The sequence below is a fragment of the Acidobacteriota bacterium genome (genome assembly GCA_016195325.1).
GTDB lineage: Bacteria > Acidobacteriota > Polarisedimenticolia > JACPZX01 > JACPZX01 > JACPZX01.
Genome location: JACPZX010000047.1, coordinates 1 through 22,949, shown reverse-complemented (window position 1 = coordinate 22,949; position 22,949 = coordinate 1). Strand labels below are relative to the sequence as shown.

17 protein-coding genes are annotated in these 22,949 nt (G+C 69.8%); 9 read left to right on the top strand and 8 right to left on the bottom strand.

Annotation, left to right across the window (positions count from 1 at the left end; all coding sequences use genetic code 11):
* Positions 1-3: 3 nt before the first annotated feature.
* Genes HY049_09675 through HY049_09660 form a run of 4 tightly spaced genes read right to left on the bottom strand, consistent with a single transcriptional unit; the run spans position 4 to position 10,166 of the window.
* The gene (locus HY049_09675) at positions 4-2,010 is read right to left on the bottom strand and encodes a UvrD-helicase domain-containing protein (GenBank protein ID MBI3449171.1); all 2,007 of its coding nucleotides are present in this window, start codon (positions 2,008-2,010) and stop codon (positions 4-6) included.
* On the bottom strand, positions 2,007-5,339 hold the full coding sequence (locus HY049_09670) for a PD-(D/E)XK nuclease family protein (protein MBI3449170.1): 3,333 nt from the start codon (positions 5,337-5,339) through the stop codon (positions 2,007-2,009). The genes HY049_09675 and HY049_09670 overlap by 4 nt, the downstream gene beginning before the upstream one ends.
* 7 nt (positions 5,340-5,346) lie before the next feature.
* Positions 5,347-7,359 carry a molybdopterin-dependent oxidoreductase gene (locus tag HY049_09665; GenBank protein ID MBI3449169.1) on the bottom strand — a complete coding sequence of 671 codons (2,013 nt, stop codon included), beginning with the start codon at positions 7,357-7,359 and terminating at the stop codon, positions 5,347-5,349.
* 14 nt (positions 7,360-7,373) lie between these two features.
* Positions 7,374-10,166, bottom strand: coding sequence for a glycosyl hydrolase (locus HY049_09660; GenBank protein MBI3449168.1), 2,793 nt, complete (start codon positions 10,164-10,166; stop codon positions 7,374-7,376).
* A gap of 120 nt (positions 10,167-10,286) precedes the next feature.
* Between HY049_09660 and HY049_09655 the strand changes: the two genes are divergently transcribed.
* Positions 10,287-11,456: an FAD-dependent oxidoreductase gene (locus tag HY049_09655; GenBank protein MBI3449167.1), complete on the top strand. Its 1,170-nt coding sequence runs from the start codon at positions 10,287-10,289 to the stop codon at positions 11,454-11,456.
* Between the two features lie 9 nt (positions 11,457-11,465).
* Here HY049_09655 and HY049_09650 read toward each other — a convergent pair whose 3' ends face one another.
* On the bottom strand, positions 11,466-11,864 hold the full coding sequence (locus HY049_09650; GenBank protein ID MBI3449166.1) for an arsenate reductase ArsC: 399 nt from the start codon (positions 11,862-11,864) through the stop codon (positions 11,466-11,468).
* Positions 11,865-11,872: 8 nt separating this feature from the next.
* Positions 11,873-12,235, bottom strand: coding sequence for a metalloregulator ArsR/SmtB family transcription factor (locus HY049_09645; protein ID MBI3449165.1), 363 nt, complete (start codon positions 12,233-12,235; stop codon positions 11,873-11,875).
* Between the two features lie 14 nt (positions 12,236-12,249).
* On the opposite strand from HY049_09645, the gene arsB reads away from it, so the two are divergent.
* Complete coding sequence (arsB, locus tag HY049_09640) at positions 12,250-13,398, top strand: ACR3 family arsenite efflux transporter (GenBank protein MBI3449164.1); 1,149 nt, start codon at positions 12,250-12,252, stop codon at positions 13,396-13,398.
* Positions 13,399-14,041: 643 nt separating this feature from the next.
* On the top strand, positions 14,042-14,665 hold the full coding sequence (locus tag HY049_09635) for a hypothetical protein (protein MBI3449163.1): 624 nt from the start codon (positions 14,042-14,044) through the stop codon (positions 14,663-14,665).
* Positions 14,666-14,675: 10 nt separating this feature from the next.
* Here HY049_09635 and HY049_09630 read toward each other — a convergent pair whose 3' ends face one another.
* Positions 14,676-15,503: a universal stress protein gene (locus tag HY049_09630; protein MBI3449162.1), complete on the bottom strand. Its 828-nt coding sequence runs from the start codon at positions 15,501-15,503 to the stop codon at positions 14,676-14,678.
* 23 nt (positions 15,504-15,526) lie between these two features.
* Positions 15,527-16,561, bottom strand: coding sequence for a hypothetical protein (locus HY049_09625; protein MBI3449161.1), 1,035 nt, complete (start codon positions 16,559-16,561; stop codon positions 15,527-15,529).
* 137 nt (positions 16,562-16,698) lie between these two features.
* Here HY049_09625 and lpdA point away from each other — a divergent pair, with 137 nt between their 5' ends.
* From lpdA to HY049_09595, 6 genes are all read left to right on the top strand, one after another.
* Positions 16,699-18,114 carry a dihydrolipoyl dehydrogenase gene (gene lpdA / locus HY049_09620; GenBank protein MBI3449160.1) on the top strand — a complete coding sequence of 472 codons (1,416 nt, stop codon included), beginning with the start codon at positions 16,699-16,701 and terminating at the stop codon, positions 18,112-18,114.
* A gap of 3 nt (positions 18,115-18,117) precedes the next feature.
* Positions 18,118-19,092, top strand: coding sequence for an alpha-ketoacid dehydrogenase subunit beta (locus HY049_09615; protein MBI3449159.1), 975 nt, complete (start codon positions 18,118-18,120; stop codon positions 19,090-19,092).
* A 44-nt stretch (positions 19,093-19,136) separates the two neighbouring features.
* A complete protein-coding gene (gene sucB / locus HY049_09610) occupies positions 19,137-20,504 on the top strand; it encodes a 2-oxoglutarate dehydrogenase, E2 component, dihydrolipoamide succinyltransferase (protein MBI3449158.1) in 1,368 nt (455 codons plus the stop codon).
* A 25-nt stretch (positions 20,505-20,529) separates the two neighbouring features.
* Positions 20,530-21,243, top strand: a complete 714-nt coding sequence (gene lipB, locus HY049_09605) for a lipoyl(octanoyl) transferase LipB (protein MBI3449157.1) — start codon at positions 20,530-20,532, stop codon at positions 21,241-21,243.
* A 1-nt stretch (position 21,244) separates the two neighbouring features.
* Positions 21,245-22,147, top strand: a complete 903-nt coding sequence (lipA, locus tag HY049_09600) for a lipoyl synthase (protein MBI3449156.1) — start codon at positions 21,245-21,247, stop codon at positions 22,145-22,147.
* The coding region (locus HY049_09595) for a rhomboid family intramembrane serine protease (protein MBI3449155.1) at positions 22,137-22,949 on the top strand (813 nt) is incomplete at its 3' end. The genes lipA and HY049_09595, both read left to right, overlap by 11 nt.

Genomic DNA, 22,949 nt, shown 5'->3' with positions numbered 1-22,949 from the left:
GGGTCAGCGTCTCCTCGACCGAAAGCCCGCGCCGCGCGAGTTCTTCGGCCTGCGCCCAGGGCAGGCGGCCGCCTTCGAGAGATCGGGTCGATCGAGGCGCCCTCCGGCCGAGGCATACCGCGCCAGCTCGACGTCGGTGACGCCGCCCAGCGGCGACCGCATCACCGCGAGGACCGACGCGCCGTCGTTCGGGTTGACCGCCGCGCGGAGAAACGAGACGAGGTCGCCGATCTCCTGTCTCACATAGAAATCGCGACCGCCTTCGACCACGAACGGAATCCCCGCGTTCCGCATAGCCTGCGTGTACAGCGGGGCCGGTGTCAGCGCGCGGAAGAGAATGGCAATGTCCCGGAAACGGAGCGGAGTGCCCGTGGCCGCTTTCTTCCCCGCGGCCGCCGAGATCCAGGAGGCGATCGCCTGCGCCTCCCCGCGGCGCCGGTCATCGGCGCTCCCCTCCACAGGAACCGACCAGATCTCAACGCAGGGATCGCCGCCGGCCGTCTCGTCTTCGCGGGCCGACTCGATCGGCTCGTACTCCGGCTCGTACGCTTCCTCGCCGCCCGCCCGTGGGCCGATCCACTCCGAGAAAATCCGGTTGACGGGATCCAGGATCGCGGCCGGGCTTCGGTACGAGACGGAAAGCGAGAGCCGTTCGCCGCCGCACTCAATCACGCGTCCCACGGCGCGCTGGAATGCCTCGATGTCCGCTCCGCGGAAGCGGTAAATCGACTGCTTCGGATCGCCGACGATGAAAAGACGGCCAGGGGCGAGGCGCGCCGCGTACGCGTCGCGTGCCGCTGTTGACTCCTCCTCGCACAGGAAAAAGAGAATCTCGTACTGGAGCGGGTCCGTGTCCTGGAACTCGTCGACGAGAATCGTCCTCCACCGCGCGGCAAGCGCGCGTCGGACGGGGACGTTTTCCGCGATGAGGTTCCGCGCGAGCCGGAGGAGGGCATCGTACGTCACGAGCCCCGTGGCGAGAAGACGTTCGCGAGCGCGCGCGGCGAGCGGCGCGGCCGCCTCGAGGAGGAGCGCGACGCGCGGTTCGTCGATTCTCGCCAGCAGGGCGACCAGTGCCTCGCCGCGCCGCTTGATGTCCGACGCCTCGGCCGCCTCGGCCGGATCGAGCTTCGCTCCGGGCTCTATTTTCTTCTTCTTCAGATAGTCGTCGAGGGAGAGAGGCGACGTGACCAGCCGCATCTCCTCGGGGCCGCGCTTCAGGAAGGCGTTGAGCAGGTCGGCCGTCGCCGAGAGGAAGTCCTTCATGTTTCGGTTCATCGGCGCCGCTTTCGCCACGAATTGGAGGGCGCGATCGCGGATCGCGCCCGCTTCGTCGCCGAACAAGTCGCGGAGCGGCGCGGGGACGGGCGGGCCGAGCGGCATAGCTGGGAGCGCGAACGAGGCGAGAGATCTGGCGAGGGAGCGGACGGAGTCGAGGGCTCCGGGAAGAAGGAGAGCCCTCCGCCAGAGATCGGCGCGCCGGCTTTCCATCCGGAGCTCTTCGAGTAGGAACGATTCCCATTCTTCTTCGAAGATCTGATCCGACGACGCGCCCTCGTCGATCTGAAATGAGGGATCAACCCCTGCCTCGCGCGGGTGGCGCCTAAGGATCTCCGTGCAGAATGCGTGAATCGTCGAGACCGTCGCGCCGTCGAGCTCGGCAAGAGCGGCGCGCGCTCGTGAATCGATCGACGCCGCGGCTACCCCCGCCTCGCCGCGAAGCCAAGCCCACGCTCGTTGAGCCTCGGTCCGCTTGGCCGGGGCGGAGGGGAGCGGCTCTCCTGCGGCGCCGAGCGCGCGCAGCTCGTCGAGGGCTGACGCGAGACGCTGGCGCAGCTCGGCAGCCGCCTTGTCGGTGAAGGTGATCAGGGCGAGCGAATCGACGGGCTGAGCCAACGGACCTGCCAAGAGATTCAGCGTTCGCTCCACGAGGAGCGCGGTCTTTCCCGTGCCCGCCCCCGCGGTGACGACCAGGTTCCGATCGAGGACGGTCGCCGCGCGCCGGCTCACGAATCCTCCTCGGCGTCGCCGACGTCGGCGAGGAGCGGCTTTTGCGTGCTCTTGCCGCGGAGCCTGTAGAAGTCTGCCGCGCCGGGGGCGGCCCGGAGCCGCGCGACCGTCGGGGCGTGCGATTTCCTGCACGCCCGCGTGTAGGGGCAGTAGCGGCAGCGATCGCTCTTATCGAGAGGGAAATTCCCGGAGGCCGCGAGGCGCGCCAGGACGCCGATCGTCTCAAGGACCCCGGCGCGGCCCGCGGCGAATTTCTTGGGGTCGAGAGGCGCCCGCGCGGGATAGCCAGCGGCGACGTCCGCCGCCGGCGCGTCGATTCCTTCCGCGTGCCCCGGACCGATTCCGATCACCTCCGCCCGCACCTCCGCGCGATCGGCGAAGGCGGCGCCCTCTGATTCCGCGGCGAGGGCATAGAGCGCAATCTGGAGGCGAGTACCCTTCAGAACGTCGCGCATCTCGACCAGCGGCTCCAGGTTCCGTCCGGTCTTGTAATCGGCAACGACGATCTCCCCGGTGCCCCGGCGCGTCGCGCGATCGACGCGCCCCTGGATCTCGACGCGCGGTCCGCCGCTCGGCGTGGGGAGGAGCACCTTCACCGCGCGCTCGACGCCGACGATCGCGCCGCCGTCGCGCGCGAGCGAGGGCGCGTCGAAGAGGACAAACGTCTCCAGGGCGTTTCTCCAGAGCTTCGACGTCTCGCTCCAGAGAAGCGGAACGCGCGCATGCATCCTCTCGGCGATGTCGGAGGTGTGTTTCGGCCAAGCGGCGCGCAGGAGATCGAGCGCCCGCGACGCCGCCTTCGCCGGATCCGCGCCGGGGCCGAAGAGCTCCGGCGCGCGTTCGAGCGCCGAGTAGACCTCCGCGAGCACGGCGTGGACGGCGAGCCCCATCTCGCGCGCGTCGAGCTCGTGCGGCTCCGTTATCGCCCCCATCTCCTCGACGCGAAGGTGGTACCTGAAGAAATACTGCTGCGGGCAGGCGCCGAGCGCCTCGAGACGCGACGGCGACCAGACGTCGGGGGGCGGAGCGGCATCGCCCACGGCGCCGTCGTAGTCGAGTCGGGCCGGGGCGAGCTCGTCGATTGCGTCGAGCATCTCGAGCCCGGCGGCGAGCGCCTCCTCCGTTCCCGCGACGGACGCCGACTCGGGTGGGAAGTCGGCGACGGCTCGCCGCACGTGGGCCGGCGACGGGAGGGAGAGCGCGGATCCGAGGCGCGCCTCGCGCGTGGGCAGCATCCGGAACCGCGCGGCGGCGTCGCGCGCGGCGTCGAGGGGGTGCGCTCCGACGCGCGTCGCGACGGCCTCAATCGCTTCGAGGCGCGGGCCGCCTAGGGTGACGCGCGCGATCTCGCGGAGGGCGAGGCTGACGGCCTTGGCTCTTCCGTTCGCGTCGGCGCGTTGCCACGAGACGACGAGTTTACGGCGCGCGGCGCCGAGAAGGTGCGCGAGAAGGAGGTGCTCCTCCTCGCGTGCCGCTCCCCGGATCGTGAGGGGGGCGGCTAGCGACTCGGCCAACGTGCGCCGGTCCTCGTCCCTGAGGAAGGGATCCTCGCCTGTCCGGCGCGGGACGATATCCCCGTTGAAGCCGATGAGAAAAACGGCGTCGAAGGCGAGGCCGCGCGCGCGGAGCGCGTCGAGGATCTTCACTCCACCCTCCGTTACTCCCGGAGCGGGCACGCGCGCCTCGCGGATCGCGCGCTCGAAGCGTGCCGGCGCCGACGTCACGGTGAACGTCGCGCCGGCGACGTCGAGATCCTTCATCTCGCCGAGGACCCCCCGGATCGCGACGACTCCGGGGGCCGGCGTCGCGTCGCCCCCGTCCTCTGCGAATCCTGTGAGGCGCGCCACGAGCGTCTCCCGCACGCGTTCAGACCATTCGGCCCACGACGCGGCGCGCGAAGCGAGATCGAAAGCGTCGGCAATCGACTGAACCTCGGCGGCAAGCGAGGCTGCCTCCGAGCGGGATCGATCTGCGATTTCCGCGGCGAGGGCTTTCGCGGCGTCGTCGGCGTGTTCGGGCGCCGGGCCCTTCCATCGTGCCATCCATCGGGGGAGATCCTGCGTCCATGAGCGCAACCCGCGAGTGACGCGGCACATGCGGCTCAGCTTCTCCCAGGCGTGCGCCGACCCGGCCGCCCGGGGCTCGGAACACCTCCAGAGGCCGCTGCGGAAGAGATCGAGGAGCGGTTGGCGCTCGAAGTCGCCGGCGGCGGCGCGCACGAGGTGGAGCGCCGCGAGGGCGTGCGGCTCGCGAAGCGCGCTGACCGTCGCGGCCGTCGTGAATGGGACTCCCCGATCGCCGAACGCCGGGCGGAGGAGCGGCGCGTACGGTTCGAGCGTCCGTGCGATGACGGCGACCCGCTGGAGCGGAACCCCTTCGTCCCGGTGCAGCGCGAGGATCCGGAGGGCGACCTCGCCGAGCTCGGCGGCCGGGCCCTGCGCGTGGAAGTACTCGATCGATGGCCCCGGCGGGAGCGCCGGGGGGGCGGCTTCGTGGTCGTAGAGAGCGGGCAGCCGCGCCGCGAGGAGGCGCGCGTCGCGCGTCCCACGTGAGTCTGAATTCTGAAAGGCCGGCTCGATCGGCGTCACTGTCGCCCCGAGGGCGAGCGGGAGCCGGCGCCGCGCGTGCTCGAAGGCGGGCGATGTCGGATGCCACGGAAGGAGGAAGACGAGAGGCGTTCCCGATTCCCCGATCTCCCGCATGAGCGCGAGGTTTGCGCCGATCAGTTCGTAGGCGCCGTAGTGGACGACGAGGCGGTAGCGCCTCGCGTGCGCCGCGACGTGCGGCCGCGCGGCGCCGAGCGATCCGGCGCGGTCGGAGAGCCCCCTCGGCAGGAGCTCGTCGAGGCGCGCAGCATAGGCCTTGTGAACGCGCAGGAGATCGATCGCGCGGGGGGACAGCGACTCGACGGCCGCCGCGCGCGCCGCGTCGACCCCCGCTTCGCGGAGCTCGTTGAGGGTCGTCAGGATCGCCGCGGCGCTCCCGGGTCGGGAAGTGACGTACGCGGCGAGGCCCCCGCCCGCGGCCGCGATCGCCTCGGCCGCGATCGCCTCGCGGACCCGCGGCGAGAGGCGCCTCGGGATCGCCGCCCCGGCCCGGCGCGCCGCCTCCCGCGCGAAGACCTCGTGCGTCATGACGTCAACCGCGAGGAGCGCGCCGAGCGATCGCCCGAGCGCGATCTGGACGTGATCGCGCAGATCGTCGTTGGGGACGAGGACGGCGACGGGGGCGAAGGGGCCGGCGGGATCCCGCGCCTTCACCTCGCGGATCAGCTCCGCGAGCCGGGCCTCGAGGACCGCGAAATCGTGATGCCCGGCGAGAGACGGCATCGGCACCTCAGCTCGAGACGGCGATCCCCTCGACCTGCACCCGCGCGTCGTTGAAGCAGGCGCCGGCGCCCAGGTCGGTCAGCGTGTCGGGGGCGAGGGCGTTCGCGGTGCGCCCGTTCAGCGTGTTGTGGCTCCAGATCCCCTTCGCGAGCGAGACGACGCCTTCGGGGATCTCCGGGTTGATCCGCGCGAGGCACCGGACCTCGCCGAAGGAGTTGTGCGCGCGCACGGCGTCGCCGTCCTTCACGCCGCGCGCCTTCGCGTCGGCCGGGTTCATCTCGATCGGCACCTGCTCGAGATGGAGCTGTCCGAGGCTCGAGTTGATCGTGCGCTCCGTCGCGGGAGAGATGAGCGCGAGCGGAAACTCCGCGGTCGCCGGATCCTCCTGGAAGCCGTAGAGCCCCTTCGGCGCCTGCGCGTCGAGGTCGGCGGGGAAGAGATGAACCTTGAGGTCCGGCGTGCGCGGGAAGACGTCAACGAACTGGATCGGCGTTCCCCCTTCGGACGGCGCGGTGATCCGCCTCTCCTCGAGATCCCGCTTCCACCTCGCCGAGTCGGGGCCGGCGCCGAGCGCCGCGTCGCGGATCTCGTCGCCGGTCTCGGGATCCCCGGCCTTCGAGACGCCGGTGAGGCGGCAGAGCGCGGCGAAGACCTCGTGGTTCGGGCGTGACTCGCCGACAGGCTCGATGACCGCTCTCGACTCCTGCAGGACCATCGAGCCGTACCCCCGCGAGACCTCGTGCCTCTCGAGGAACGACGGCGCGGGGAGGATGACGTCGGCGTAGCGCGCCGTGTCCGTCAACACCTGGTCGAAGACGACGGTGAAGAGATCCTCGCGCGAGAGCCCCGCGCGGATCTTCTCCTGCGCCGGCGACGTCATGAGGGCGTTCGAGTTGTAGACGAAGAGGCAGGCGACGGGGGGCTTCCGCTCGTGCAGGAGCGTCTCGCCGAGGAGGTTCATGTTGATCTCGCGCGTCGCGACGGGGGGCTCGTTGACCGCCGCCTCGGAATCGATCGCCCAGATCCCCGAGTTGCTCATCGTGTAGCCCCCCCCGCGGACGCCGAACTTCCCGGCGACGGCCGGAAGCGCGAGGATCGAGGCGAGAGCGGAGCCGCCGTTCCGGTTCCTCTCCGGCCCCCACCCCGCGCGGATCACGGCGGGGGAGGCGTCGGCGTAGAGGCTCGCGAAGCGCTCGAGCGCGGAGGCCTCGACTCCGGCGAGGGACGCCGCGCGCTCGAAGGTCCATCCTTCGGCGCGGCGCCTGAGCTCCTCGACGCCGGTGGCGTGCCGCGCCAGAAAGTCGGTCGCGGCGCGCCCGGCCGAGAAGAGCCAGTGGATGAGGCTGAGGGCGACGGCGAGATCGCTCCCGGGACGGACGGCGAGGTGCATGTCGGCGCGGGCGGCGAGGCGCGTGCGCCGCGGGTCGATGACGACGAGCGTCGCCCCTTTCCGCGTCGCCGCCTGGATGTGCGGGATCAGGTGAATCCCCGACGCCTGCGGGTTGAACCCCCACAGGACGACCAGCTTCGCCTTCCCGTAGTCCTCGATCGCGACGCCGGCCATCTTTCCGTAGAGCCCCGCGGCCGCCGCCTTCGACGGGGCGGCGCAGACGGTCCGCGCCAGGCGCGACGCGCCGAGCCGTCGGAAGAGCCTGAGATCCGTGGCGTCCTGCGACAGGAAGCCGTTCGAGCCGCCGTAGCAGTAGGGGAGGATCGACTCGCCGCCCTGCTCGCGCTGCGCCCGGAGAAGGCGATCGGCCACGAGCCCCAGCGCCTCGTCCCACGAGACGCGCTCGAAGGTCCCGTCTCCCTTCGCGCCGCGCCTCACGGCCGGGTGGAGGATTCTCTGCGGGCCGTAGAGGTGGTCCGCGAACCCCCGGACCTTCTGGCAGATGTAGCCGTCCGTGATCGGGTTGTCGCTGTTGCCGTCGATCGTGACGACGCGCCCGTTCTCGACCTTCACGTCGAGGCTGCACGCATCGGGGCAGTCGAGCGGGCACGCGGACTTCAGCACGGGCATGGCGATCTCCTCACCTAGGGCTTCGGCGCTCCCGGCCCCTCGAGCACCTTGACGGTCGTCTCCGAGGTCGCATCCCCCGCCTTGATCGAGATCTTGTAGTCCCCCGCGGGGACGAACTGGGTCTGGCCGAGCGCGTTCTCGTCGGAGAGCTTGAAGAGGTGCTTGCGATCGGCCTGGAGGTCCCACACGACGCGGTTGAGGCCGCGGTAGCCGGGCCCGTCGAGCTTGCGGATCACGGCTCCCGAGGGGTCGGTGATCGTGAGGGAGACCGACTCGCCGACGCCGTCACGGAGCCAGTAGTTGATCGCCGCGCCCATCGCCGGATTCTTCGCGCGGAAGATCGCGTGCCCCGCGCCGTAGTCGCGGAACGAGTAGAGCCTCGGCTTCGCGTCGCGCGGCGCGAGGAGGGCGACCGGCCTGTTGCGCACCTCCTGCGTGAGCTGGCCGAACATCGAGGCGTCGTCGAGGATGTAGATGCTGCGGCCGTGCGTCGCCGCGACGAGGTCCTTCTCGCGCGGGTGCATCACGACGTCGTCCACGGGAGCGGGGGGGAGCGACGTTCCGTTCAGCTTCACCCAGGCCTTCCCGCGCGTGAGCGTGACGTAGAGGCCGAACTCGGTGCCGGCGTAGAGGACGTCGCGGCTCGCGAGGTCCTCGGAGATGACTTGAACCGGGCCGCCCGCGGGGAGATCGCCCGTGATGTCCGTCCAGCTCTTCCCGAGATCGGCCGTCATGAGGACGAGCGGCTTGACGTTGTCGCTCCTGTGGCCGTCCACCGCGAGGTATGCCGTGCGCGCGTCGTGCCGCGAGGGGGCGATGCGCGAGACGTAGAGGCCCCCCACCGCGGCGGGGGTCACCTCCGTCCACTGCTTGCCGTCGTCCTCGGTGACGTGCACGCGCCCGTCGTCGGTCCCGGCCCAGAGCCACCCCTTCTGAAGCGTCGATTCCGCCAGGGAGACCACCGTGCCGTGCGTCTCGGCGGCCGAACCGACCGTCGCCTTCTTGTCCGTCTCGTTCCTCGAGAGGTCGCCGCTGATCTCGGCCCAGAGGTCGCCGCGCTGCGTCAGCTTGAAGACCTTGTTGCCGCCGAGGTACAGGACGCTCGGATCGTGCGGCGAGACGAAGAACGGCGCGTTCCAGTTGAACCGGTAGCGCTCCTGCCCTTCGCGGGGGCTTGGCTGGAGCTGGCGCATGACTTTGTTGTCGAGGCGGACCCTCGCGATGTCGGCCCCCTGGCCCGTGGCGTAGACGACGTTGCGATCGGTCGGATCGAAGGCGACGGTGAAGCCGTCGCTCCCGTAGACCATCTCCCAGTCCGAGTTCAGGATGCCGTCGCGGTTCGAGTCCTCGGTGAGCATGAGAGTCTGCGACGGGCCCATCCACGAGCCGTTGTCCTGGAGCCCGCCCGCGACGCGGTAGGGGTCGCTCATGTCCACGGCCACGCGGTAGAACTGGCCGGCGGCGACGTTGACGAGATGGTCCCACGTCGCGGCCCGGTCGTGCGAGAGGTAGATGCCGCCGTCGTTGCCGACGAGAATCTGGCTCGAGTCGACCGGGTTCACGACGATGGCGTGGAAGTCGACGTGGACGTTCTCGCTCCCCGAGCGCCGGAAGGTCTTTCCCGCGTCGTCCGAGATCGCGAGATCCCACCCCGGCATGTAGACGCGCTTCTCGTCGTTCGGGTCCACCGCGATGCGCGAGAAGTAGAAGGGGCGGAAGTTCAGATCGTTGACGCGCCGCCACGTCTCGCCCCGATCGTCGGAGCGGAAGAGGCCGCCGCTGCGCGAGTGATCGTCGTCGAGGCCGTTCCCCCCGGAGTCGCTCTCCACGACGGCGTAGAGCGTGCGCGGATCCTTCGGGAAGACGGTGAGCCCGATGCGGCCGGTGCGCGATGGAAGGCCGCTCGTCAGCTTCTTGAAGCTCTTTCCCGCGTCGTCCGACCGGAAGATGCCGCCCGCCTCGCCGAGGCCGCTGAAGCTCCACGCCGTGCGGCGCCGCGCGTAGAGGCCGGCGTAGACCGTGTCGGGGGACTTCGGATCGAGCACGACGTCGCACGCGCCGACCCTGTCGTCGACCTTGAGGATCTGCTGCCAGCTCTTCCCGCCGTCCGACGTCTTGTAGACCCCCCGCTCCGGGTTCGCTCCCCAGAGCCGGCCGAGCGCCGCGACGTAGAGAATGTCGGGGTTTCTCGGGTCGACCGCGATGCGCGGGATGTCCTGCGTCTCGGCGAGGCCCAGGTACTTGAAGGTCGCGCCGGCGTCGGTCGAGCGGTAGACGCCCCCTCCCCACGACGACGAGTTGCGCCCGTTCCCCTCGCCCGTGCCGACCCACACGATCTTCCCCTTGCCGCGATCGGCGACATCCTTGTTGGCGTCGGCCGGCGCCTTCTCGTCGGCCCACCCCGGCCAGTCGGCGGGGGCGTCGGCGACGGCGAGGGCCCCGATCGAGAAGGCGGGGTACTTGTCGAAGACCGGCGTGAACGTCACGCCCATGTTCTCGGTCTTGAAGACGCCGCCGATCGCGTAGCCGACGTAGAAGCTCTTGAGGCTCCCCGGGATGAGGGCGATAGCGGAGACGCGCCCCCCCATGTTGGCCGGGCCGATGCTGCGCCACGCGAGCCCCTTGACGTCGTCGGCGGTGAAGCCGCGATCGGCCACCGGGGAGCCCGAGGGCGCCGGCGGCGTCGCGGCCGCTGTCGCCGCCGGCTTCTTCTCCGCGGCGGGAACGAGTCCGGCGCCGACCGCCAGGACGAGCGCGGCGATCGCGAGGCGTGGGAGGGGGGATCGGCGGGAGCGGGAGTCGATCATGAGGGGGGTGGCCTCCGGGGGGTTGAATGAGGGGCGATTCTATCCGCGCCGCCGGGCACCTCACAAGCGGCGGGCGGCTCGGCTTGAGGCGTGCGCGAGGCTTGCGGTAGCTTACGCCCGATGAGAGAGGATCTTGCGCGCCGCACCATGGCCGAGTACGTCGTCGTCGGCGCCGGCATCATGGGGCTCTCCACCGCGCGGGAGCTCAGAGAGCGCGGTCACGACGTCGCGCTCGTCGACGCCTTCGGGCCCGGGAATCCGCGCGCGACCTCCTCGGACGAGAACCGCGTGATCCGCTGCGGCTACGGTGGGGCGGACCTCTACTCGAAGTGGGCGAAGCGCTCCCTGGCGATGTGGGCGAGCTGGCAGCTGCGGTGGGACGAGCAGGTCCTCTACGCGTGCGGCGTCCTGTGGCTCGTGATGTCGGACGAGGCGTACGGGATGTCGATCGTCGCCGACCTCACGCGCAACCGCGTTCCCTTCGACGTGCTCGACGCCCGCGCTTTGAAGCGCCGCTACCCTCAGATCGATCCGCGCGGCGTGAAGTGGTCGATCCTCGAGACCGGCTCCGGCACGCTCCTCGCGCGGAAGTCCTGCCTCGCCATCGCGCGCGAGTTCGAGCTCTCCGGGGGGCGCGTCGTGCGCGCGGAGGTGCGGCCCGGGGGCGCGGTCGGGCGTCGTCTGAAGAACGTCGTGTCCGGGTCCTCGACGATCTCCGGCCGCGCCTTCGTCTTCGCGTGTGGCCCGTGGCTCCCGCGCCTCTTCCCGGCGCTTCTGAAGCGGAAGATCGCGGTGACGCGGAAGGACGTCTTCTACTTCGGCACGCCCCCCGGCGACGAGCGCTTCGACGTCTCGCGGCTTCCGGTGTGGCTCGAGCTGGGGACGAAGTGCTACGGGATTCCGTCGGTCGACGGCCGGGGGTTCAAGGCGACCGCCGATCTTCCGGGGCGCGCGGTGGACCCTTCGACGATGAGCCGCACGCCGTCGGCGGCGATCCTGAAGGTGACGCGCGCGTGCCTGAAGCGGAGATTCCCCGGCATGGCCGCGGCTCCGGTCGTCGAAAGCCGCGTCTGCCAGTACGAGGCGACGAAGGACGATCAGATGATCTTCGACCGCCACCCCGACTTCGAAAACGTCTGGATCGTCGGCGGGGGGTCGGGACACTGCTTCAAGCACGGGCCGGTGATCGGCGAGCTCGTCGCCGACGTCGTGGCGGGGCCGCCGTCCGCGGTGGATCTCATCCCGGAGCCGCTCCGCCTCTCGCACGTTCCGGCCGGCCGGAGCTTCTAGCCGCGCCTCTCAGTCCCAGCCCTTCGCCGCCAAGAGCGCCGCCACGCGATCCCGGATTGCCTCCCGGATCTGCCGCACGCGCTCGGGCGGCTGACCCTTCGGGTCGGGGAGCGGCCAGTCCTGTCGCTCGACTCCTGGGACGACCGGACACTCCTCGCCGCATCCCATCGTGACCAGCAACTGGACCGACCGGGCGAGCTCCGGTGTGAGCAGGCGCGGCGTCCCATTCGAGAGATCCATCCCTGCTTCGCGCATCACGTCCACGACGACGGGGTGAATCCCTGCCGCCGGCTCCGTTCCCGCGGAGAGCGCCTCCGCGACGGTTGGTCGGACCAGCTGATTGAACAGCGCGGCCGCCATCTGCGATCGGCCGGCGTTGTGGACACATGCGAAGAGCACTCTGACCAGTTTTCGGCTCATGGGCAGGAGTCCGGGCCGCGCGCCTTCAGGAGGCGGGCGAGATCCTCGCGGGAGATGTGGCCCCTCGAGAACGATCGGACGAGGAGCTTGAGCTGCCGGCTGCAGCGCGGGTCGTTCTGCTTCGCGAGACGGTAGTGAACCCAGGAGCCGGAGCGTCGAGTCCCGACGACGCCGGCGGCTCGAAGGACTCCCAACTGGCGCGACACGTTGGTTTGAGGCAGGGCCAGCGCCTCCTGGAAGTGGCAGACGCAGAGCTCGCCGTGCGAGAGGAGGGCGACGATCCGAAGCCTCGTCTCGTCCCCGAGGGCCTTGAACAGTCGGACCACGGGGGCGACGTCCGAAGCGAGTGTCGAGCGCATGACGAGATGAGGATATGCGGTTATACTCATGTCGTCAACCCTGCGAAACGACGCGATCGGCGAGGAGGTCACGAGTGGAAGCCAGACGCCTGGGTTTCTTCGAGCGGTATCTGACGCTCTGGGTCGGGCTCTGCATGGTCGCCGGGATTCTACTGGGGAAGACGCTCCCCGGCGTGACGTCGGCGATTCGCGGGTTCGAAGTCGGCGCCACGAGCCACATCAACATCGCGATGGCGGCGCTCATCTGGCTGATGATCTACCCGATGATGCTGAAGATCGACCTCGGCAGCCTCGCCGGCGTGACGCGAAGGCCCGGCGGCCTTGTCATCACGCTGATCGTGAACTGGCTCGTGAAGCCGTTCTCGATGGCGCTCCTCGGCTGGATCTTCTTCAAGCACCTCTTCCTGCCCCTCATCGGCCCCGAGCTGGCGGACCAGTACGTGGCCGGCGTCATCATCCTCGCGGCCGCCCCGTGCACGGCGATGGTCTTCGTCTGGTCGTACCTGACGGAAGGGGATCCCGCGTACACCCTCGTGCAGGTCTCGCTGAACGACCTCGTGATGCTGGTCCTGTTCGCACCGATTGTCGGTTTCCTCGTTCGGGGCGCGAGCAATCTTCAGGTGCCGTTCCAGGTGCTCCTCGACAGCGTCGTCGCGTTCATCGTGATCCCGCTGGCGATGGGGAGCCTCAGCCGTTGGGCGCTGATCCGGCTCAAGGGCCGGGTGTGGCTCGAGGAAAGCTTCCTGCCGCGATTCCATCCCGTGACGACGCTCGCGCTCCTCGCGACGCTCGTCCTGATCTTCGCGTTCCAGTCCGACAACCTGACGGGCAGGACCTTTGACGTCGTCCTGATTGCCGTCCCGATTCTGCTCCAGGTCTACTTCAACGCCGCGCTGGCGTACGGCCTCATGGCGGCCTTCCGGATCCGCCACGACATCGCCGCCCCGGGTGCGCTCATCGGCGCCAGCAACTTCTTCGAGCTGGCCGTCGCCGTGGCCATCACGCTCTTCGGCCCCTCCTCGGGAGCCGCGCTGGCCACCGTCGTGGGGGTGCTCGTCGAAGTGCCGGTGATGCTCTCCGTGTGCGCCGCGTGCAACCGGACGCGGCACTGGTTTCCGGCGAGTGCCCAAGTGCGCCCGGTGGCGCGCGCATCTCCGCGTTGATAGTCGGCAGGATGGGACGCACTGGTTGAGGAGGCGCGGGGCGTGAGTATTAAGATGATGGGTGGTGGATCGACCGTATCTGCTTGTTTTTGTTCGTATTATCCTGAGACTTGTTCCACCCTCCTAGGACGGGGCGCCGGGCGGGCGCTTTCGCCAAAAATATCTGTTGCGCTTCGCGCCAGGCTGCGGTATAAATGAGGGCGCGCTGTCGCTGTGTGCGGCGCGGCAACCCGATATCAGGTGATGTCCCTAGCGACCCCGCAGGCCAAACGGTAAGACGTTGAGGCGTGTCGCGGTTGATGAACCGGAGGCCAGAGATGACGACCGAGAGAGCTGAGTACACCGCTCCGACGATCACGACCCTTTCAGAAACCGAGGTTCTCGACAAGGTCGGGCCGGCTCAGGCGTACACCGGCAACCTGCCCTTCGGCTTCTAGTCACACCGCTCCAGGCTCCAGTTCATCCCGCAATTCATCTCAGGGACCCGTTCATCGGGTCCCTTTGTGTTTTCGGGGACTTCCGGCCGATCGTCCTTGCGAGCCGGGCGTTTCTCGCCGTATATTCTGACCCGTCTCGAGGGGCTGTCCCCCCCTTTCATCTTCTGCCAGCGAACTCATTCCCTGCCGGATAGGAGAATGGCCTCATGAAGGTTGCCTTCCCGAAGAACTCCGTCGTCATCGGAGTCACCGCGGCTCTCGTCGCGGTTTCCTTCGCCGTATTCGCGAATACCGACCCCAAGAGCCCCACCGGAGGCATCAAGACGCCGCCCGCGCTCACCGTCGGCGGCCTCGCGAAGAGCCTCGTCTCGGAGATTTCCGTGAACGCCCCGGCCGGAGGGTTTGACGAGGTGAACTCCCTGGGAATCCTGCACGCCGTCGGCTACAAGCCGGCGCACCCGTCCAGCAGCCCGGCGACCGTCGGCGATCTTCAGGCGATGCTCTCGGTCTTCGGCGTCAACGCGACCAGCCAGAGCCCTGAGGATTCGCTCTCGCCGGAGCGCCTCGGGATGACGCTGACCGCGATGCGCTCAACCCTCCCCCGGTTCCGGATTCCCGTCGCGGACGACGACTCGCCGATCGCGCGGGATGACAACCCCGACAAGCCCGGCCCCTGCCAGATCGCGATGATGGCGTGCAGGAACAAGTGCCAGGAAGCGTCCCCGTCGGGAACCGGCGAGGACGGCATCAGCGGCTGCGTCCAGAGATGTCAGGATCAGTTCCGGCAGTGCCAGAACCGGATCGGGTCTCAGGTCGGCCGCCGCCACTGACCCCGGCGGATCAGAGGAGCGCCGCCCTCAGCCCCACGACCAGCGTCGACACGGGAGACGACTGCACGATCTGATCCGTGATGTCGTCGTACACCGTGTCGAAGTCCTCGGCGCGGTGCGTTCCCACGACGAGAAGATCGGCGCCCGAGCCCTTCGCCTCCTCGACGATCTCCCCGGCGATCAGCCCCTGCCGCACCCTCACCGCCGCGCGCGCGCCCATCCTCTCCGCCAGCTCTCCCGCGACTCGGAGATGTCCTGCGAGGGGATGATCCGTCTCGAGGAGCGCGTCCGGATCGCCGCCGAAGGGCTCCCTTCCCGCGAGATCGACGCTCACCTGGGAGAGAACCGTGAGCAGCGTGAGCTCGGCCCCGAAGAGCCCGGCGAGCTGGGCGGCGACCGTCACGTTGGTGAGCGAGTGCCTCGATCCGGAGACGCACACGAGGATCTTCTTCGGAGGAGCGGCGCCCACGCCCCGGACGACGAGCACCGAGGTGCTCACGCGCCGGACCACGTGCGCCACCATCGATCCGTAGAAGAGCCGGATGAACCCCTTGCGCCCGGCCGGCGCGAGGACGACCAGGCTGTAGTCCCCTTCGGCGGCCTGCGCCGCGATCACCTCCTCGGGGGATCCTCCCGGGGACGTGAGCCGTCTCGGCGGCGCGCCGGTCGCGGGCGCCAGCCCCTCGGCCAGAATGCGGGCCGCCTCGATCTCGGCGGGGGAGGCTTCGGCCATGACCTGGACGACGGCCTCACCGGGAATCTTGCCGGTGAGGGCCGAGACCCACGAGACCACCTGGCGGGCCCTGTCCGGGCGGTTCGCGTACACGAGAGCTCTCAAGCGCGTCATCTCCGTCCTGCCCGTCACATCAGCAGGAAGATCAAGGGCATCGCCATCGTGATCGAGAGAAAAACCAGGAACGCCGTCCGGTTGCCGGTGATGCGCTCGAGGATCGACTCGAGCGCGCGGCTGTAGGGACGGTAGAACAGGAAGACGACCAGCAACGAAATCGTCCCGACGCTCAGCATCTCGGCCAGGACGACGGTGAAGGCGCGCGGCTCGCCGACCAGCAGGGACGCGAAGAGCGTGTCGATGAACGTCGAGATGTTCGCGCCCATCACGTACGGGATCACGTTCTCGCGCCGCACGTATCCCTTGGCCGAGAGGGGGACGAGGATCCCGACGCTGACCGAGACCGACAGCGTCACGCACGTGATGGCGACGCCGAGCAGGAACATCACCTTGGGCCGGTAGACGATGTCGGCGATCCGCTTGAACCGACCGTGCTGCGGATTGATCTCCGGGAGCGCCATGTCGAACGTCTTGAACGCCCCCAGCAGGAGCGCGACCCCCGCGATGAAGAGGACGGTCGGGTGGAGCCACGCGGCGAAGAGGGCGACGATGGGCTTCACCGTGACGTCGAGGAACGAGACGAACGCGCCGGGAGCCTGGAACCTGAACCGGTCGAGCGAGCCGGTGACGAGCATGAGATAGCCGCCGATCGTCGCCGGAGCGTAGATGGTCCACGTCGTGAGGAGGGCGAGGACTCCCGTCGCCACGGTGATGATCTTCCTCTGGCCGCGCAGGTAGTGGATGGCGCCCACGAGCAGCACGACGAACGACGCGCCGAAGCGCGAGCCGGCGATCATGCCCAGAGCCTCGACGTCGTTGATCGTCCCGGCGCCGTAGAGGCTGAGGGCGACGGCGGCGATCGGCGACCCCGAGAGAACCGCGTACGCCATGATCCAGCCGAGCCCGAAGAGGTTCCACACCCCCTCGACGTGGATCACGTGGAGAACCGGGGCGATGCCCCGGGCGGAGGTCTTGATCGTCTCGAGGGCGACGACGAAGACGAAGAAAGCCGCGGCGACGATCGCGAGCTTCAGGACGACCTTCAACGCTCCCCCATGCCGGCCGCGGCGCACGGCCGCTCCGGGCCGCCCATCGTAGCCGATCCGGGTTGTCCCGGCGCGATGGACCGGAGCGGGGAGGGTTTGATATCTTCCGCGTTCACCCTACTGGAGCGCCGAACCCCATGCCCACCGAGAAGTGCGATGTCGCCGTGATCGGCAGCGGGCCCGGCGGCTACGTGGCCGCCATCCGCGCCGGGCAGCTCGGATTGAAGACGATCCTGATCGAGCGCGACCCGCTCCTGGGCGGGACGTGCCTTCACCGGGGGTGCATCCCGACGAAGGCTCTCCTCCACTCGGCCTCGATTCTCGACACCGTCCGCGACGCCGGCTCGTTCGGCGTGAAGGCCGGCGACCCGACGGTCGATTTCGAGGGGGTCCACCGCCACAAGAACAAGGTCGTGAGGAGCAACGCGAAGGGAATCGAGTTCCTCATGAAGAAGAACGGCGTGACCGTTCTCACCGGCACGGGGAAGCTCGCAGGGAAGGGGCGGATCACGGTCGCCGGCGGCGCCATGACGTCCGACATCGAGGCGGCCAGCATCATCGTCGCGACCGGCTCGGCCCCCCGCGCGATCCCCGCGGTCAAGATCGACGGCAAGCGCGTCCTCACGAGCGACGAGCTCCTCGAGCTGAAGCAGATCCCGAAGTCCCTCATCGTTCTCGGGGCCGGCGCCGTGGGCGTCGAGTTCGCGACGGTCTTCAACCGGTTCGGCAGCCGGGTCACGCTGGTCGAGATGCTCCCCCGGATCCTCCCCATCGAGGACGAGGAGTGCTCGGCCGAGCTCGAGAAGGCGCTGCGGAAACGCAAGATCACCATCCTGACCGGCGTCACGGCCGAGGGGTTCGAGGTCTCGGCCTCATCGGTGAAGATGAGGGCCACCGCGCCGGACGGGACGTCGACGCCGCTCGAGGCGGAGATCCTCCTCGTGGCCGTCGGCCGCCGGCCGGTGACGGACGGGCTCAACCTCGAAGCCACGAAGGCGGTCGTCGAGAAGGGGTTCATCAAGGTCGACCCCTTCATGCGCAGCGCGGAGCCGGGCCTCTACGCCATCGGCGACGTCGTCGCCATGGAGGGGGGGCCGCACCCGCAGCTCGCTCACGTCGCGTCGGCCGAAGGGGTCCTCGCCGCGGAGCACATCGCCGGGCGCGAGGCTCACCCGCTGAACTACGGCCAGATCCCCTCGTGCACGTACTGCGAGCCCGAGGTGGCGAGCGTCGGCATCTCCGAGAGGAAGGCGCGCGAGCGGGGGTTCGACGTGAAGGTCGGCAAGTTCCCGTGGACGGCGCTCGGCAAGGCCAAGATCCTCGGCGCGAGCGAGGGGTTCGTCAAGATCGTCTCCGAGGCGAAGTACGGGGAGATCCTCGGCGTCCACATCGTCGGCCCGCACGCCACCGATCTCATCGCGGAGGCGGTGGTCGCGATGAAGGCCGAGGCCACCGTGGACGAGCTCGTCCACACGGTGCACGCGCATCCCACCCTCGCGGAGGGGATTCACGAGGCGGCGGAAGGCGTCCTCGGAAGCTATATCCACATCTGACCCATGGCCCAGGCGACGTACCTCGAGGCGATCCGGCAGGCGCTCACCGAAGAGATGGAGCGCGACGCGAGGGTCTTCCTTCTCGGCGAGGACATCGGCGCGTACGGGGGGGCGTTCAAGGTGACCGCGGGTCTTCGGGATCGCTTCGGCGACCGGCGCGTCATCGACACGCCGATCGCGGAGGCGGGGATCGTCGGGGCCGCCGTCGGGGCGGCGCTCGCCGGGATGCGCCCCGTGGCCGAGATGCAGTTCATCGACTTCATCGCCTGCGGGTTCAACCAGCTCGTCAACTTCGCGGCCAAGTGCCGCTGGCGCTGGGGCGGGGGGGTTCCGATGGTGGTGCGCGGGCCGTGCGGCGGCGGCGTGAGGGCGGGGCCGTTCCACTCCCAGAACGTCGAGGCGCACTTCTTCCACGTGCCGGGGCTGAAGATCGTGGAGCCGGCGACCGCCTACGACGCGAAGGGGCTGTTGAAGTCGGCGATCCGCGACGAGGACCCGGTCCTCTTCCTCGAGCACAAGTTCCTGTACCGCCGCGTGAAGGAGGACCTGCCCGACGAGGACTACGCGGTCCCGCTGGGGGTCGCCGCGACGCGGCGGCAGGGGAGCGATCTCGCGATCGTGACGTACGGTGCTATGGTCCACACGGCCCTCGACGCGGCGCGCCGCCTCGAGCAGGACGGCGTCTCCACCGAGGTGCTGGACCTCCGGACGCTCCTCCCCCTCGACGACGACGCAATCCTCGCGGCGGCCGCGAAGACCGGCAAGGTGATCGTGCTCCACGAGGACACGCGCACCGGCGGCATCGGCGCCGAGATCGCCTCGCGCATCGGGGAGCGCGCGTTCGAGTACCTCGACGGGCCCGTCGTGCGCGTCACGGCGCCGGACACCCCGGCCCCGTACGCGGCGCCGCTCGAGGACCTCTTCATTCCGGACGCGGCGAAGGTCGTCGCGGCCGCCAGGGAACTGATCGCGTACTGAGTGCCGCCCGGCCGTGCGCCGGGCCGGCGGATGGAGCCTCACGGATGAAAGTCGACGTCATCATGCCCCAGATGGGGGAGAGCATCGCGGAGGGGACGGTCCTCCGCTACCTGAAAAAGGTCGGAGAGAGCGTCAAGCGCGACGAGGACATCCTCGAGATCTCCACCGACAAGGTGGACGCGACGGTTCCCTCCCCCGCGAGCGGCGTGCTCGCCGAGATCCTCGTCCCCGAGGGGAAGACCGTCGAGATCAACGCGGTCCTCGCGCGCGTCGAGACGGAGGCGGGCGCCGCCCTTTCGACGCCGGCCGCCGCGAGCGTCCAGGCGCCGTCCCCCGCGCCGCAGCAGCCTCCCGCGTCACGTCCTGCGCAGACTTCGCCCCCCGCGGCGCCGCCGATGGCCGCACCCGCGCCGTCGCACGGCCGCGCCCTCTCGAGCGCGGATCTCTCGGCGCAGCGACGCGCGGGCCAGATCCCGACGAAGGAGGAGCTGCGGCGCGTGCGATCGACCCCTCTCGTCCGCCGCATCGCCGCGGAGCACGGCGTCGACATCTCGCACCTCCAGGGCTCGGGGATCTCCGGGCGCGTCACGCGCAACGACATCATGGCCCACCTCGACGCCGGCGGCGCCGGCGCCGCGGTGATGCCGGCGACGGCGGCCCCGTCCCACGCCTCCGCGGCCGCTCCGGCCTCGCCGGCGATCGCGTACGCGCCGGGCGAGGACGTCCGCGTCGAGCCCCTCACGAACATCCGGAAGATCATCGCCGAGCACATGATCGTCTCCCGCCGGACCTCGGCTCACGTCCACACGGTCTACGAGGTGGACATGACGAAGGTCGTGAAGCTGCGCGAGAAGCACAAGGCGACCTTCGAGGCGCGCGAGGGGATCAAGCTCACGTACACGCCGTTCGTCATCAAGGCGGCGATCGAGGGGCTCAAGGCCTTCCCGGCCGTCAACGCCTCGATCGACGGCAACAGCGTCGTCTACCACCGCCGAGTGCACTTCGGCGTGGCCGTCGCGCTCGACTGGGGGCTCATCGTCCCGGTCATCCGGAACGCCGACGAGAAGAACCTCCTCGGGATCGCGCGCTCGGTGAACGACCTCGGCACGCGCGCCAGGACGCGCAAGCTCGGCCCCGACGAGATCCAGGGGAGCACCTTCACCCTGACCAACCCCGGGGCCTTCGGCGGCCTCTACGGGATGCCGATCATCAACCAGCCGAACGTCGCCATCCTCGGCATCGGCGTCATCCAGAAGCGCCCGGTCGTCATCGACGACGCGATCGCGATCCGATCGATGATGTACATGGTCCTCGGCTACGACCACCGCCTGGTCGACGGCGCCGTCGCCGAGCAGTTCCTCTCGCACGTCAAGGGGACGCTCGAGCGCGGCACCTTCACGGACCTGAGCTGAAAGCCCGCGGAGAGATGAGACGCTGATGCGACGCCGCTGCGAGGCGAGGCGCCTCGGCCGGGTCGCCTACCCCGAGGCGACGCGGCTCCAGGAGTCGCTCGTCCGCGATCTTGCGGCGGGGACGGGAGGCGAGGCCCTTCTTCTCCTCGAGCACCCCCACGTCGTCACGCTCGGCCGGGGAGCGGACGGGTCGAACGTCCTCCTCGACGAGGGGACGCGCGCGGCCCGGGGCATCGGCGTCCACGGGACGGGGCGCGGCGGCGACGTCACGTACCACGGCCCCGGCCAGCTCGTCGGCTATCCCGTCATCGACCTGCGCCCCGACCGCTGCGACGTGCACCGGTACGTCCGCGATCTCGAGGAGGTGCTGATCCGCGCCGCGCGCGATTTCGGCGTCGACTCCGCGCGCGTCGAGGGGCGCACGGGCGTCTGGGCCGGCGGCCGCAAGCTCGCGGCGATCGGCGTGAGGGTCAGCCGGTGGATCACGAGCCACGGCTTCGCCTTCAACGTCACGACCGATCTCTCGTACTTCGGGCACATCGTCCCGTGCGGCATCACCGACGCGGGGGTGACGTCCCTGCGGGAGCTAACCGGTGAATCGTTCGGCCTCGACGCGGTCGCGCGCGCCTGCGCGCGGCACTTCGGGGAGGTCTTCGATCGCGAGGTCGTCGCGGCGGATGCCGGCGGCCTCGCCGCGCCGCCGGCCTCGCTCGCCGCCGCGGCGTCCGGGGGGCGCTGAGATGAGAGGCCGCGTGGACGCTCCGCTCGCCAAGCCCGAGTGGATCAAGATCCGCCTCAGGACGGGGGAGGACTACGGCCGGATCCGCGGCATGGTGAAGGACCTGAACCTCCACACCGTCTGCGAGGAGGCGCGCTGCCCGAACATCTTCGAGTGCTGGAGCCACGGCACCGGCACCTTCATGATCATGGGCGCTGACTGCACGCGCCGGTGCGGCTTCTGCGCCGTCGGGAAGGAGATCCCGAAGGCGCTCGACCCGGACGAGCCCCGGCACGTGGCCGAGGCGGTGCGGAAGCTCAAGCTTCGCCACGCCGTCATCACCTCGGTCGATCGCGACGATCTCGGAGACGGCGGCGCCGCCCACTTCGCGCGGACGATTCACGAGGTGCGGCGCCTCAACGAGGGGTGCGCCATCGAGGTGCTGATCCCGGATTTCCAGGGGGATCTCGCGGCGCTGAGGGCGGTGATGGCCGCCCGCCCCGAGATCCTCAATCACAACATGGAGACGGTGCCGTCGCTCTACCGCCGCGTGCGCGCCGGCGCTGACTACGCGCAGTCGCTGAAGATCCTGAAGGCGGCGGCGGAGTCGAAAGCGGCCTACCCCGTGCGCACGAAGTCCGGCGTCATGGTCGGCGTGGGCGAGACCCTCGACGAGATGCTCGCGCTCATGGACGATCTGCGCGCCGCCGACTGCGACATCATGACCATCGGCCAGTACCTGCGGCCGTCGATGCAGCACCTCCCGGTGGAGCGCTACTACGCCCCCGAGGAGTTCGCGCGACTCAAGGAGGAAGGGCTGGCGCGAGGCTTCAAGCACGTCGAGTCGGGGCCGCTGGTGCGCTCTTCGTACCACGCGCACGAGCAGACGGCCGGCGAACCGACGGTCGCCGCCGATGCCCGCTGACGTTTCCATCGACCTCGAACCCGCGCCGCGCCCCCTTCCCCCCGGAGTCCGGTTCGCCGTCGCGCTCCACCAGCTCACGCCTTCCGCGCCGCTGACGCCCACGCTGATCGCGGTGAACGTCGCTGTGTGGATCGCCATGCTCGCGAACGGCGCGAATCCTCTCAGTCCCGACACGGAGGTGATGCGCGCCTGGGGGGCCGACTTCGGGCCGCTCACCGCGAACGGCGAGTGGTGGCGGCTGCTCACGTCGAACTACCTGCACTTCGGAGCGATCCACCTCTTCTGCAACATGTTCGCCCTCTGGCAGATCGGCGCGCTCGTCGAGCGATTGTTGGGCAGATCCGGCTTCCTGATCACGTACCTGATCTCGGGGGTCGCCGGGAGCCTCGCGAGCCTCTGGTGGCACCCGTACGCGGTCGGCGCGGGGGCGTCGGGGGCGGTCTTCGGGGTGTACGGCGCGCTCCTCGGCTTCATCACCCGGGAGAGCGGCACGATCCCCCGCGAGGTCCTCTCGAGGCTGCGGAGCGGCGGCGTCACGTTCCTCGGCTACAACCTGATCTTCGGCCTCTCCATCCCCGGAATCAGTCTCGCCGCGCACGCCGGCGGCCTGGCCGCCGGATTCCTCTGCGGCGTGCTCTTGAGCCACCAGCTCACGATCCAGGGGGCCTCGACGCGCGCGCGACGAAGCCTGGTTCTCGCGACGCTCGGCGTCGTGGGGATCTCGGCGGCCGTGGCGGTCTTTCCGCCCCCGTTCGATTTCGAGGGGGAGCTCGAGGCGTACCGGGTGGTGGCCGGTGAGACG